Origin of the sequence: Singulisphaera chitinilytica, assembly GCF_049331405.1 — a bacterium.
Lineage (GTDB): Bacteria > Planctomycetota > Planctomycetia > Isosphaerales > Isosphaeraceae > PoT.
Genome location: NZ_CP186274.1, coordinates 5,875,162 through 5,888,849, shown reverse-complemented (window position 1 = coordinate 5,888,849; position 13,688 = coordinate 5,875,162). Strand labels below are relative to the sequence as shown.

General features: G+C 65.3%; 13 protein-coding genes. 7 read left to right on the top strand and 6 right to left on the bottom strand.

Translation table 11 applies throughout. The features are described 5' to 3' along the window. The first annotated feature begins 390 nt into the window (after positions 1–390). Positions 391–2,124 (top strand): DUF885 domain-containing protein, encoded by a 1,734-nt coding sequence (locus ACOYYX_RS23365; protein WP_422924195.1) that lies wholly within the window; start codon positions 391–393, stop codon positions 2,122–2,124. Between the two features lie 62 nt (positions 2,125–2,186). On the opposite strand, the gene ACOYYX_RS23360 is transcribed toward ACOYYX_RS23365, so the two are convergent. After that, positions 2,187–2,705 carry a hypothetical protein gene (locus ACOYYX_RS23360; protein ID WP_422924193.1) on the bottom strand — a complete coding sequence of 173 codons (519 nt, stop codon included), beginning with the start codon at positions 2,703–2,705 and terminating at the stop codon, positions 2,187–2,189. Between the two features lie 259 nt (positions 2,706–2,964). On the opposite strand from ACOYYX_RS23360, the gene ACOYYX_RS23355 reads away from it, so the two are divergent. Together ACOYYX_RS23355 and ACOYYX_RS23350 are read left to right on the top strand one after the other, a co-directional pair. After that, positions 2,965–3,600 (top strand): DUF1990 family protein, encoded by a 636-nt coding sequence (locus ACOYYX_RS23355; protein ID WP_422924191.1) that lies wholly within the window; start codon positions 2,965–2,967, stop codon positions 3,598–3,600. Between the two features lies 1 nt (position 3,601). After that, positions 3,602–4,306: a DUF1990 family protein gene (locus tag ACOYYX_RS23350; protein WP_422924189.1), complete on the top strand. Its 705-nt coding sequence runs from the start codon at positions 3,602–3,604 to the stop codon at positions 4,304–4,306. A gap of 32 nt (positions 4,307–4,338) precedes the next feature. Here the strand turns inward: ACOYYX_RS23350 and ACOYYX_RS23345 are convergent, their stop codons facing one another. Beyond that, positions 4,339–4,599: a hypothetical protein gene (locus tag ACOYYX_RS23345; protein WP_422924188.1), complete on the bottom strand. Its 261-nt coding sequence runs from the start codon at positions 4,597–4,599 to the stop codon at positions 4,339–4,341. 464 nt (positions 4,600–5,063) lie between these two features. On the opposite strand from ACOYYX_RS23345, the gene ACOYYX_RS23340 reads away from it, so the two are divergent. From ACOYYX_RS23340 to ACOYYX_RS23330, 3 genes are read left to right on the top strand one after another with little or no spacing between them, the layout of a single operon-like run. Further along, positions 5,064–5,672: an RNA polymerase sigma factor gene (locus ACOYYX_RS23340; RefSeq protein ID WP_422924186.1), complete on the top strand. Its 609-nt coding sequence runs from the start codon at positions 5,064–5,066 to the stop codon at positions 5,670–5,672. Positions 5,673–5,675: 3 nt separating this feature from the next. Next, positions 5,676–6,644: a hypothetical protein gene (locus ACOYYX_RS23335; protein ID WP_422924184.1), complete on the top strand. Its 969-nt coding sequence runs from the start codon at positions 5,676–5,678 to the stop codon at positions 6,642–6,644. Between the two features lies 1 nt (position 6,645). After that, positions 6,646–8,877 carry a redoxin domain-containing protein gene (locus ACOYYX_RS23330; RefSeq protein ID WP_422924182.1) on the top strand — a complete coding sequence of 744 codons (2,232 nt, stop codon included), beginning with the start codon at positions 6,646–6,648 and terminating at the stop codon, positions 8,875–8,877. 69 nt (positions 8,878–8,946) lie between these two features. Here ACOYYX_RS23330 and ACOYYX_RS23325 read toward each other — a convergent pair whose 3' ends face one another. Then, entirely contained in the window at positions 8,947–9,363 is a 417-nt protein-coding gene (locus ACOYYX_RS23325) for a lipid-A-disaccharide synthase N-terminal domain-containing protein (protein WP_422924180.1), read from the bottom strand. A 3-nt stretch (positions 9,364–9,366) separates the two neighbouring features. After that, the gene (locus ACOYYX_RS23320; protein ID WP_422924179.1) at positions 9,367–10,191 is read right to left on the bottom strand and encodes a glycosyltransferase family 2 protein; all 825 of its coding nucleotides are present in this window, start codon (positions 10,189–10,191) and stop codon (positions 9,367–9,369) included. Positions 10,192–10,627: 436 nt separating this feature from the next. Between ACOYYX_RS23320 and ACOYYX_RS23315 the strand changes: the two genes are divergently transcribed. Beyond that, positions 10,628–11,890, top strand: coding sequence for a DNA methyltransferase (locus ACOYYX_RS23315; protein ID WP_422924177.1), 1,263 nt, complete (start codon positions 10,628–10,630; stop codon positions 11,888–11,890). A 9-nt stretch (positions 11,891–11,899) separates the two neighbouring features. On the opposite strand, the gene ACOYYX_RS23310 is transcribed toward ACOYYX_RS23315, so the two are convergent. Then, the gene (locus tag ACOYYX_RS23310) at positions 11,900–12,928 is read right to left on the bottom strand and encodes a helix-turn-helix domain-containing protein (RefSeq protein WP_422924175.1); all 1,029 of its coding nucleotides are present in this window, start codon (positions 12,926–12,928) and stop codon (positions 11,900–11,902) included. 70 nt (positions 12,929–12,998) lie between these two features. Beyond that, a complete protein-coding gene (locus ACOYYX_RS23305; RefSeq protein WP_422924173.1) occupies positions 12,999–13,328 on the bottom strand; it encodes a hypothetical protein in 330 nt (109 codons plus the stop codon). Positions 13,329–13,688: the final 360 nt, after the last annotated feature.

Here is a 13,688-nt window from a genome sequence, read left to right as displayed (position 1 = left end):
GCGGAGTCGGGCTCGCCTCGGGTCGTCATGACCCGGGGAGGAGGACCGTAGGGGAGAACCGCGCCAGCAATGCGAAGGGAAGCCCGAAGATAGGGTTCGGTCCCACGTCCGGCCCCCGATGATTGGGGAGAACCGGCGGGCATCATGGCATCATGCGGCGAACACTCGCTGGGCAGTCGTAATTCCGCCCAACCCCGCGACACATGCCTCCTCGAAAAATTGTCGAACTCCTGAGATGACGTCCTTCGATGACTCGCGCCCGATCTCGCCGTCAAGGGTTTGACCCGGGCGTGTTGTCGCATATTTTGGGATCCAACGATCGGGTATGCAGGCGGAGGCCGGCTCGCCCCGCAACGGTCCCGATCTTCGTCCTGTCCGGAGATCCATCCTTTGCTCGCGCCACATCGCTCGAGGATCGCGACGGCCGTCGCGCTCGCCTCTATCTCCCTGTCCTCGGCCGCCGTCGAGGCCAACGCCCAGGCCGCCCCCGCCTCCGCCGAGTTTGCCAGCTTCGCCGACGACTACTTCACCTCGAGGTTCGACGAGCGCCCGAGCGAGGGGACGGGCGTCGGCCTGCACCAGTACGACAAGGCTCTCGAGGATCTCTCGAAGGCCAAGATCGAGGCCAGGATCGTCACGCTGCACAAGCAACTCGCCCGGCTCGAGGCGATCGACCGCGCGATGCTCAACCGTGATGACGCCATCGACGCCGGCATCCTCGACGGCCAGATCCGAGCCGAGTTGCTGGACCTGGAAACCCTGCGACTCTGGGAGGTCAACCCGATGTCCTACGCCGGCCTGCCCGGCGGGGCCATCGACTCCCTGATCAAGCGCGACTTCGCCCCGGCCGCCGACCGCCTGCGTTCGGTGATCGCCCGCGAGCGAGCCGTCCCAGCGATCCACGCGGCCGCCCGCGCCAACCTGAAGAACCCACCGAAGGAGTTCACCGACCTGGCAATCCGCATGACCAAGGGCTCGGTCGGCTTCTTCCAGGGATCGGTGGCGACCTGGGCGAAGACGGCCGCCGCCGGGGACGCCGGGCTGTTCAAGGAGTTCGAGGAGGCCAACGGCAAGGTCATCGCGTCGATCAAGGACTTCGCCGCCTGGCTCGAGTCGGACCTCAAGCCGCGATCGGACGGGCGCTACGCCATCGGCGCCGAGCACTTCCTGGCCAAGATGAAGTATGAGGAACTCGTCGACCTGCCGCTCCCCGAGCTCCTCGCCAAGGGGGAGGCGCAGCTCGCCAAGGACTACGCGGCGTTCGTCGCCACGGCCAAGTTGATCGACCCCGCGAAGACCCCGGCCGAGGTCATGACCTCGCTCTCGAAGGACCACCCCACGGCCGATGACCTGATCCCCTCCGTGCGCCGATCGGTCGAGGCCTCGCGCGTCTATCTGGTGGAGAAGGGGATCGTGACGATCCCCTCCGAGGTCCGCCCGAGGATCGAGGAGACCCCGCCCTACGCCCGCTCGGGCAGCTTCGCGTCGATGGACACGCCCGGCCCCTACGAGACGAAGGCGACCGAGGCCTTCTACTACGTCACCCCCGTCGAGAAGGACTGGACCCCGGAGCACGCCGAGGAACACCTCCGGCTGTACAACCCGCCGGTCGTCGCGATGATCAACGTTCACGAGGCCTTCCCCGGCCATTACATCCAGTTCCTCTATGCCCCGAAGTTCCCCACCAAGACGCGTAAGCTGGTCTTCTGCGGCACCAACGTCGAGGGCTGGGCCCATTACTGCGAGCAGATGATGGTCGACGAGGGCTTCGGCGGGGGCGACCCCAAGATCCGGCTCGCCCAGCTCCAAGAGGCCCTCCTGCGCGACTGCCGCTACGTCTCGGGCATCAAGCTCCACACCGAAGGCTGGACCGTCGAGCAAGGGGCCAAGCTCTTCGTCGAGAAGGGCTTCCAGGAGCCCGCCAACGCCTTCGAAGAGGCTCGCCGAGGCGCCTACAACCCCACATATCTCTACTACACGCTCGGCAAACTCCAGATCCTCGACCTCCGCGCCGAGTACCTGGCGAAGAAGCCGGGCTCGACCGTCCGCCAGTTCCACGACGCCTTCCTCGCCCAGGGGGGCGTCCCCATCCGCCTCCTGCGCCAGATCCTCCTCGCGCCCTGAGCGAGGCTCGTTCGCATTGAAGTCCGCCGGCGCGGCGTCGAAAGGCGTCGCGTCGGCGAGGCTCATGGCCGGCTCATCGCGAACTTGTGCTCGCCCGCTTTCTTGCCGTCTTTGTATGCGGCCCACTCCGACTCGATGCGCCCTCCTCCGAGGAAGGCCATCCGTCCCGAGTGCATATACGTATCTCTGGACGGATCGAAGTTCGTGCCGTTGACGAAAGCACACGAGAGCCGGTCGGGCTTCGACGCCTCGCGGTCGAGCTTGAGCCGGGGCTGGTTCCCGGCCGCGCAGTGGTGGGTCATCAGCAGGTCGTCGCCGTCGAGATGACACATCGAGATCATCTCGTGATCGGTGCCGGCGAAGAGGGTCTCCATCACGACGCTGCCGCCGGACGTGATGCGGGAGCCGGCCTTCATGGCAGGGCCGCCGCCCAAGTCCATGCGCCAGTCGCCCGCCAGGGTCTTCAGCCTGGCGAATGCCCCTTTGGCGTTGATGCCGGGAGCCGGCTCCTTCGCCGTGAGCATCGCGGTCGAGCCGAGGAACCCGATCGCCAGGCAGGCCGCAAGCGCGGATCGCTTCATCGCCGAGACCCTCCGTTGGTACCTGGCGTCACCCCATCCCTTGGGCTCGCGAACACTATTTCTTTCCGAAAAATCCGTCAAGATCCTTATTGAAAGTGCCGACAGCCCTCGGGGGAGTCGCGACCTCGCTCGGGGACACGCCGGGACGATGTCGGGCGAATGGATCGGAGATTGCCGGGAAATGGCTCCGGGATTGCATACCTAGTCCGGTAAGACCATGCGTATCCACCCGAGGAGCTTCAACCGGAGTCGCGCTTCCATGGCTCAAGCCCAACTGAAACCCGCCGAGGCCAAAGCCGAGGCGGAAGACGTCTGCGTCGTTAGCGCCTCGCAAGGCATAGGTTCCCTCTTCGAGAGGAATTATTCGGCCGTCATCACCGACGGCTCGTGCAGTCCCGAAGACCTCATGAAGCTGGTGCGGGAGAAGTTCATCTCCCTCGCGCCCCAGGAAACGGCTGCATTCCGGCTCGCCAACAACCGAGGCGATCACGAAGGCCTGGAAGTCGGCGACGTACTGGAGATCCGCATCGCGCTCTTCGGCATGGCCAAGGTGCGCGTGATCCATGTGGACGACCGCAGCATCACGCTGGGCACGGTGAAGGGGCACCCCGAGGCCGGCCGCATCACCTTCGGCGCATCCAAGGATCCCGAAGGCCGGCTCGTCTTCCGCATCGTCAGCCGCACGCGAGCCAGCGGGGTCGCGAGTTACCTCGGCTTCTTCCTGATCGGCAAGCAGATGCAGTCGAGGTGCTGGATCCGCTTCATCGACAGGACCGCCAAGGCCTGCGGCGGGACCATCGAGGGCCGGATCCGGGTCTGCACGACCACCGTGGAAGAGACCGAGGCCGATCGAGGCGTCCTCGAGTCCCCCACCATCATCTGCAAGGATTCCTGATATGGCGAAGTGGCGGTTCGGACGCGGTTGGACCGAGGCCCAGCTCAAGGACTACCTCAACCTCCTGGAGGATCGGCCGGTCAATTTCGACGTCCCGATCCAGGAGATGACCGCAGACCACGGCTGGACCATCGACGGGGACGACGCCAACCTCGCCACCGAGCCCGCGGGGCCCCCCCTGAACGACGGCCCATTCGCACGGGCCCGCCAGGCGATCATGAACTACGACTTCTCCGACCCGTCCATCGTCATGGGGCATTATGACCCGGACAGGCCCCTGAAAGGCCGGGTGATGCTCCTGGAGTTGAAGGTCCTCGGCTTCCGCTTCCTCGGGGGCGTCCGGGTGATGGACGTCCGCGAGGAGGTCGAGCATGACACCACCCTCTTCGGCTTCCGCTACGACACCCTCCAGGGGCACATCGAGCAGGGCTTCGAGTGGTTCCTGCTGACGAAGGATCACACGACCGGCAGTGTCGATTTCCGGATCCAGGCCAACTGGCGCCTCGGCGACTTCCCGAACTGGTGGAGCAGGGTGGGCTTCCTCATCCTGGGCGACCGATATCGCCGCATCTGGCGTCACCGGGCCCCCGAACGCCTGCGACGCCTGGCCCACCTCCCCCCGACCAAGCCCGTCGCCGAGCCCGGAGAACTCGCCCACCGCGGCGACACCACCCCGCGTCGTACGGATGCCGCCACGGCGAGTTGATGTGAAGCAAATCGCGGGCTCGAACGCATCATTCAGTTCGAGCCTTGCAGCTTCACCACCTTGTTGTACAACCCCAGCAGCAGGATCGTCGGGGCCCAGTGCCCCACGAACGTCGCCGCCGACTTGCGCCCCGCGAGATACAGGCCGGCCGAGACACCCACCGCCCCGATGGCCACCGTCAGATACGTCCCCGACGGGATCTGGCTCGTGAAGTGCTCGATCCGCTTCGTCAAATATCCTTCTTCATGTTGCCGGGGCTCGACGCCGTAGTCCACGAATTCCGCCTGAGTCATGATGATCTCCTCGTAGGATGAACAGGCTCATCTTGTCGGGCTCATATCCCTGCAAATCAGAGACCCGATTTGCTCAATCTGGATCGACACGCCTGGAGGGGTATCGACTCTCGCTCGACGTCATATGTATCTTGGTTATGTAAGGCGAAGGCCCTGAGATGCTGCGATGGCTCACGCAACCGTGACCGACCTTCGCAAGCGGCGTGTATGCCTGCATCCTCTCGATGAAGAGAGGCCTTTAAGGGAAATCCCCGGAAACGCGTGGAACTCTTGTAAGAAACCAGGTCCCTGCGTGTTTTCTAGCTTTAGAGCCGGCCCGAGCCGCACTCTGGCCAGGACGCCGATGGCCCCGGACTTTCGCGAAGGGGACGGGGAGAATTGCGTCGTAAGCGGAATCCGCGTAGTGAGTAGGGGCCCGCGGTATCATCGGGCGAACGACCTTGAGTCCTCCGGTTCATTCTCCGATGACCGACCCATCGCACGAACGCGGGCAAGATCTGAAGCCGAGTGAGGCCCCCACGATCGTCGGCACGCTCGTTGCGCCGGTGGATCTGGACGATCAGTCCGCCTGGATCCTGGCCACGGCCCCCAGTGCGGTAGCCTATGCGACCTCCCTGCTCCGCGACCGCGAGCGGGCCGAGGATGTCGTCCAGGAATGCTACTGCCGCCTCCTGGCCAAAGTGCATGACTACGACCTGGCCCGGGACGGGCTGAAGTTGCTGCTCAGGTCCGTCAGCAACGCCTGCATCAACTTCAAGACCCGTCGACGGCCCACGATCTCGCTCTTCGGGAGCCGGGCAGGTGAGCGGGACCAAGCCTCCTGGATCGCGGATCGTTCTGCCCCCGACCCGAGCCGGAGGCTCCTCGACCAGGAACTGGCCTCGGCCATCGACCAAGGCCTCGCGCGGCTGCCCGTCCCCCAGAGGGCCGCACTCGAGTTGAAGAGCCAGGGGCACACCCTGCAGGAGATCGCCGAGATCCTCGAGGTCAGCCCCAGCAACGCCGGCGTGCTCGTCCACCGAGCCCGCTCGGCGATGGAGACGAACCTGGCCCCCTACTTAGGAAGGCCCTGAACCATGGACCATCAGGCCCGCCGCACGAGCCCCGTTCCCGAACAACGCGTGGATTCCCTGGTTCGCGCCTTCCTGCAAGAGCAAGAACGAACCGTCGACGCAGAACGGATCCTCGCCGGAGTCCGCGCGAAGAACGCGACCACCCCTGAGGCCCCGAAGACTCGCCGTCCACCCCGCATCCCGACCGCCTCTGCACGGTGGAGCATGGGGGTCGCCGCCGCCTGCCTGGTGATGATCTTCGCCTGGAACCAGCACCGGGCCTCGGTCCGGGCCGACGCCATCAACCTCGTCCGCGTCGCCAAGGCAGCCCTCGAACCAAGATCCGACTACATGTATCGGATCCAGATCAACTTATCCCATGGGGTGGCCGAGCGGTTCCCGTTCCTCGCGGCCCTCGCGCCCCTCGACTGCCGGCTCTGGACCCGCGCCGACCGTTTCTGGATCGAGGCCAGGCGCGCCGACTGGACCTGGGCCTGCGGGCGTGACGAGAGGGGACAGCCCTGGATCGCCCCGAACCGAGAGACGGGCCTCTTCTTCGTCACCGAGGAGGCGCCGATGCCCCTCGCCCTCGCCCTCGAACTCTGCAGCCTCGACCTCGAGACCGTCCTCGACCTGCTCCTGACCGATTTCGATTCGAACATCGTCGACGACGACACGGATGCGTCGGCCGGCATCACGCGGATCCGCGGCACACTCAAGCCGAGCCGCCCCCCGCGCCGGTTCCGGAGCGTCGAGGTCGAGATCGACAACGAAACCAAGCGAGTCCGGCGCGTCGTCCTGGCCAGGATGCACCTCGGCCGGGCGATCGCCCAGGTCTCCTTCACCTTCGACCAAACCGCCTCCCAGCCCGAGCAGGCCTATCGTCTCTCGGGGCACCTGGATCCCGAACACCTCACCTACGGCCCGGACCAACCCCTCCGGAGGCGCCGTGAGCTCATCCGTTTTTTCGGTTCACTCCTGTTGGGAGAATGACATGCGTGGACGTCTCGACGCAGATACTTCCGCCGACATCGGCCGAAGCCGACCCATTCGACCCGCGAGCCTGGTACTCGCCATCCTGGCTTTGATCTGGCCCACGGTCGGCCGGGCCGTCGCCGCGGACGATGCCCCGGTCACTTTCACCGAGAATGTCGCTGCGGTCGTCTTCAAGAACTGCACCTCGTGCCACCGCCCGGGGGAGGGGACACCCTTCACGCTCACCTCGTATTCCGACGTGAAGAAACGTGGGCATCTCATCCGCGACGTGATCGGCGATGGCTATATGCCCCCCTGGCCCCCCGCCGAGGGATGGGGCCACTTCCAGGACGAGCGTCGGCTCTCGAAGGACGAGATCGCCCTGATCGACCGCTGGGTCGAGGCCGGCATGCCCGAAGGCCCGGCCGACAAGCTGCCGCCGCTGCCCACCTTCGCCCCCGGCGGCTGGAGCCTCGGCAAGCCCGATATGGTCGTGACGCTCCCCGAGCCTTTCGAGATCCCGGCCGACGGCCGCGACATCTACCGGATGTTCGTCCTGCCGCTCAACCTCGATGAGGACAAGTGGGTGACGGCCGTCGAGATCCGGCCCACCGCGCGGTCGGTGGTCCACCACGCGATCTACTTCCTCGACAGCACCGGGGCGTCCCGCAAGCTCGACGAGGCCGACCCCGGCCAAGGCTTCAGCCGGATGGGGTTCCCCCGCACCGGCTCGCTCGGCGGCTGGGCCGTCGGGGCGACCCCGAGGCACCTGCCGATGGACCTCGCCTATCCACTCCCCAAGCAGTCCGACCTCGTCGTGCAGATACACTTCCACCCCTCCGGCAAAGCCGAGCGCGAGCAGACCTCCTTCGGCCTCTACTTCGCGAAGAAGGCCCCGAAGAAGAAGCTCCTGGGGATGCAGGCCCCTCAACTCTTCGGCATCGGGACCGAGCTTCGGACTAAAGGCATCAAGCCGGGCGAGAAGGACTTCACGATCCGAGGCGAATGGAAGGTCCCCTTCGACATCGACGTCGTCTCGGCCGGCGGCCATGCCCACTACATCTGCACGAAGATGAAGGCCATCGCCGAGCTGCCCGACGGCAAGGAGCTCAAGCTCTTCGCCATCGATGATTGGGACTTCAACTGGCAAGGGCGATACAACTACGCCGAGCCCGTCCGCCTGCCGAAGGGGGCAATCGTCCGCACGACCCTCGTCTACGACAACTCGGCCGACAACCCCCGCAACCCGTCGAATCCGCCGGTCCACGTACGCTGGGGCGAGGGCTCGACGGACGAGATGGGAGCCGTCGGCCTGGCCTTCGTCGCCGTGAACGAGTCGGATATCGCCTCGTACCGAGGCCCCGCCACGTTCAGCGGCGGCGACACGGGTGGCCGGCTCGGAGCCGGTGGTCGAGGGGCTCTGCTCAGGAACGGCATGCTCCAGAACGCCGGCCCGGAGCGACTCCTGGCCATCTTCGACGTGCTCGACGCCGACAAGAACGGGAAGCTCGAAGGTGAAGAAATCCCCGACCGGCTCCAGCCGTTCATGGGACGGATCGACAGCAACGGCGACGGCGCACTCGATCGCCCTGAGATCGAAGCCCTCCGCCCGGCATCAGATGAGGAGAAGACCCCCGGAGCGAAGCCGATGTCTGACGCCACGCCTCGGCGGACCAGGCTCCTCCAGCGGTTGGCCAAAGGCGTCCAGTCTCGCATGGAGCCTTCCGACCCGAAGGTTGACCGAGGCCCTCGTATGACCGACGTCCAGGGCAGAACCTGGACTCCCCTGCAACCCGAGGCGGGAACCAAGGCCAACGTCCTCGTCTTCGTGACCCGAGACTGTCCAGTCGCCAACCAGTACACCCAGGAGATCGGCCGGATCGCCCGCGACTACGCCGGCAAGGGGATCTCGTTCCTGGTCGTCCACGTCGACCCGGAAACCTCGGCCGACTCCGCCAGGGAGCACGCCAAGGAATACGGCCTCGACCTGCCGATCCTCCTCGACCCCAAGCACGACCTCGTCGCCAAGACCGGCGCGAAGGTGACCCCGGAAGCCGCTATAATCTCCCCCGAAGCTGAGGTCGTCTACTGCGGACGGATCGACGACCGCTTCGGCAAGCTCGGCCGGCAGCGTCCCGCCCCGAGCCAGAACGACCTCCGCGACGCCATCGACGCCTTGCTCGCGGGTCGAACCATCCCCAACCCGAAGGTCGCCGCGATCGGCTGCCCGATCGCCGACCTCCGTCGCTGAGGGGTCTTCAACGGCAGCTCGGTCCTTGAAATCGATTGCGGGAGATTGGCCGCGGGGAAGCTTCTGGGCTCAGGCCCAGGGGACTTCCTTCGCGGCCGGCGTGTCGAAGCGGTGGGGCTTGGGGGTCGCGGCGACTGCGGCTGTGGTCGTCGCCGGGGCCTTCTTCGTGCGCCTGGTGCCCCGCCGTTGGGCCTTCGCGACGAGCATCAGGTTCCTGACGTAGACGACCAATCCCATCGCTTGCCCGAGGATGATCACCGGGTCCTTGCGGTGGATCGCATACGAGAGCAGGATCAGGCCGCCGGAGAGGCTGAGCCACCAGAAGGCGACGGGCATGACCGAGTCGCGCTTCTTCTCCGAGGCCACCCACTGCACGACGAACCTGGCGGTGAAGACCGCCTGGCCCAGGAAGCCGATCTTGACCCAGATCGACATATGCGAAAGCATGTGCCAAACGTCCGACATCAGTACTCCGAAGTCCGACATCGATCAGGCCTCCTGGCTGACGCCCTTCGAGACGGGGCTCGAAGGCGAAGGGTAGGGGAGCTGCTCCGCATCTCCCGGCATGGCTACCTGGTATCGGACCGGCCGTCGCAGGAGCCAGCAGACGCCCAACAGGTCGACGACGACCCGGATCGACCGGTTCCAGATGTTGTAGTGCGAGGTCCCATGCGGGCGGGGACGATGCGTCACCGGCACCTGCACGATCCGGCACCCCTCGCGGATCAGGAGCGGCCCGAGGAACCGGTGTGCACCGTGGAACATCGGCAGCCGGAGCGCCATCTCCCGGGGGAAGATCCGGACCGAGCACCCCGTATCCCTGATCGACTGCCCGAGCGCGGCGTTGCGGACCCGGTTCGCCCAGCGGCTGATCACCCGCTTCGACCAGACGTCCTCGCGCTTCGTCCGCCAGCCGAGGGCCACCTCGTGACCGGGCAGGGCGTCCCAGAGCAGGACGAGGTCGGCCGGGTTGTTCTGGAGGTCGGCATCCAGCGTGGCGACCCATTCGCCGGTCACCGCGCGGAAGCCGGCGGCGGTGGCCCCCGATTGCCCCACGTTGCTCGCCAAGGTCAGCGGCTTCAGCTCGGGGTAGTCGACCATGAGCCGACGCAGGACGGCGGGCGTCTCGTCGGTCGAGCCGTCATCCACCACGACGATCTCGAAGCCCGCCATGCGCCCCTGAGAACACAAGGGCCGCAGGGCCTGGGCAATCTCCTGCACGAGTTGCGGCAGGCTCGCCGACTCGTTCTTGGCCGGGACCACGACCGAGAGGCGTCGCGCCTCATCCAGGTCCGCCGGCGCAAACTCCCCCACACGCTGGGCTCGCGACCGGACCGCCGGCCCCAGCCGATGGGACCGATCTTGTCTCATCGATGACATAGGTTGGATGCCTCCCTGCACCAGCCCTCAGCGTCGAGGACCTCCGAGGGATTGAACCGCTCGATGGGCCCGACTGACGAGGTCGCATTGTCATCACTCTCGAAATCGCCGTCCATCCCAAAGGTCGGTATCACCCTTATGGTCGCCCGCAGTCGTCAAGACCGGCGAAACCGTCCTGGACAGACATCCGGACCTCTGCTAGCCTCCGCCTCCAAAGACCGGAGATCGACGCAAGCAGCCCCGCGCGAGACTCCGTGGGCGGCGGACCAAGCCACAACCTTGATGACGACCCGCTGAGGACAAGGACGCCCCGGCCATGCCTTCCACACTGCCCGCACTCCCATCCGTTCGTCCGATTCCCACCGAAAACTTGAAGGCAAATTCATTTAGCATCTCGATTTATGGCGACCCGAGCCTCGAGACCGGGGGCCTCCTCGAGAGCGTCAGGGAACACGGGATCCTCGTCCCCCTCGTCGTAACCCCAAGCTCCGGCTCGTGGGAGGTCATCTCCGGCCACCGCCGCCTCGCCTGCGCCCGCGTCCTGGAACTGGTCGAGGTCCCCTGCGAGGTCAGAAAATTACGGTCGGCCGATGAACGCCGGATGGCCGTTCTCGAATATAACCGCCAGCGTGTCAAAACCTTCAGTCAATTGATGCGCGAGGCCGACTCGCTCGAAGAGTGGGAAGAGCAGGAGGCCAAGGGGCGTCGAAACGCCAACCTACGCCAGTTTCAGGACGAATCTGCCGATCGTCGGAATTCCGACGATCGGGGCGGTCGCAGCGACATCAAGATCGCCAAGACTCTTGGAATCGGCGGCAAGGATCTCTACCGCCAGGCCCGCGCCATCTGGAAGACGGCGCAATCGGGCGACGCCCGGGCGCGCAACGGAATCGAACAGCTCGACGCCGGAACCAAGACTGTCCATGCCGCTTATAAAGACCTGAGGCGTCGCGACCGCTTCTCGGCCGGATTCCGCCCGACCCCCTACGATGTCTGGTCGTTCAAGCACGACCGGGCCTTCGGCATCCCCCACCCCGGCTCGATCCCCCCGGCGATCGTCGCCCACACGCTCCACTACTTCACCAGCCCGGGAGACCTCGTCGTCGACCCGATGGCCGGCGGCGGCACAACCCTGGACGTCTGCAATTCCATGGGACGCCGCTGTCTCGCGTATGATCTCTCGCCTGTACGTCCAGAGATCCTGCAGAACGACGTAAATCAGGGATTTCCAAGCGAAACGGCGGGATGCAACCTTGTCTTCTGCGATCCGCCCTATCACACGATGCTCGCCAGACGTTATATCCGCGATGGTGTGGATACGGCACCGCTCTCGGAGTGGATTGCGTTCCTGGAAGCGTTCGCGAAGGGATCTTTCGCCACCTTGAAGCCTGGCGGCTACCTCGCACTCCTGCTCGCAAACCAGACCGAGAAGGATCTCCCGGCTGGGTACGGCTATCTCGACCACGCCTTCTATGGCTATGCCGCCATGACCGCGGCGGGGTTCCTCCCCGAGCGCCGGATCACCTGCCCCATGGATGGAGCCTATCTCCCCCAGCATGTGCGACGGGCCCGGACCGAAGGGCGCATGCTCGGGCAGGTCCGAGACCTGCTCGTCGGCCGCAAACCGAGCTGAGGAAGAGGATTAGGAGAGGGGTTCGCCGCAGGCCAGCTCGTAGACCCGGCTCCGGACGAAGGGGTTGGAGAGGGTGGGGTTGCGGCGCACGAGCGGCTCGGGCAGGGAGTCGATGGCCCGGTCGATCATTTCCTGAAGCTCTTGCGAATCAAGGCTTTCGATCACGAGGTTGATTGCGGCTTCCTCGGCCTCTTGCGCACTCTGCTTGCGCTCCTGCTCGCGCTTGGCTTCCACCGTGCGAAGCCGATCTTCGAGTTCCCGGCGTCGGCTTTCCAGTCGAGTGGCGACCTGGGGCAAGAGCTCGTAATTGTCTTCAAGACCTGCGCGGATGTAGCCGGGTCCGTTCTGGAGCTTACCCTGGCTTTGCAGGTAGAACGCATTCAAAAGCACCTTCGCCACGTCTTCGGGTGCTTTCTGGGCGGCGATGCGCGCCGCGAGCTGTTTGGGAATCCCCTGATTCGTCAACAGTTCCTGAAGATCAACAGCAACAAGGAGCCTCCCGTCGGCGGAAAGTCGGAAGGGTGTTCCCGGAATCGGGATGCTTGTAGTGTCTTCTCTCGTTCTTGTCTCTTGATTGGGCCCACCGGCGGGGCCTGCGGGGCCGATGAATTGGGCCAGATCCTCGAAAGGATTTAGACCAGTTTCCTGGGGTACCCTGAAAGATTTTGGGACAGTCGGGAGGGGGCCTTCTAAAAATTCTGGACCGGTTTCGAGCGCTTTCTGGACCGCCTTGACCCCTTTGCCCGGGGGGCGGACCGGCGGGGCCTGGCGCATGATCTTGTAGGCAGTGGACCGCCCCTTCGACTTGCTCGTGGCGAGCAGGCCGTTCTTCGTGAGTTCGGCGATGGCGGCGAGCACCGTCTGTCGGCTCAAGCCGGCCTGCTGGGCGATCGTGCGGATGCTCGGATAGGCCCAGTCCGAACCGAAGTCGGAATAGAGCCCGATCACGAGGTACACTTTGATCGCCGAACCGCCGAGCAGCTTGAATGACTCGGACCGGAGGAGGTCGTGCTCGACGCGGAAGAAGTAGGGGACCATGACCTGCGGTCATCCTCCTTGATGCCGTCATGCAGTAGCGGGAGAGGTCGAATTACGAACCGGGGGACGCTTAGTCCGAGAGGTCCTCTGACCTCGAGACGGCCGCCGGAGGGTCGGAGATGTAGTACGTTTTGACCTTGCCCCGCTCATGCGTCGTCGAGACGACGAGCCCGAGATCCTCAAGTTTGAGGAGGCTCTCGATCACCGTCGGGCACGAGAGTTGGGTCCGTTTCATGAGTTGGTTGAGGCTGACGGTCACGCTCTTGTCGGGGATTCCCCCGCACATCTCGAGCATGGTCAGATAGACTTTGATCGACTCGCCCTTGATCCTGGCGAGGTATCCCCGGTCGAAGAGCACGCTCTTGACCCAGTCGGCTTGAATGGGCATGGCGACGGACACGACGGCTCCTCTGGGATGGGAAATCCCCCGTTCGCGAACGACCGCTCGCTGAGCACTTCGTCGAGTTGTGAGCATACCGGATCATCCTTGGGGGCGGACCTGCCCACGAAGCCTCGTTCGCTTGACGCCAAAACGTCGGCCAACGGGTGCTTTCGCGGAGGGCCTCGACGCGTGCCTTCCCTTGATGACCCTCGGCAGGAGCCGGAAGGGCAGGGGGCATGACCTGGGCTGGCCGGTAAACCATCACCGCCACCAGCGGACAGGCCGCGAGTCGAGGCTCTACTGATCCTCGCCCGTCTCTACATATCGTCGGCCGGTCGATCCGGACTCCAGACGATCAAGGCCGGAACCCTTGCCTTT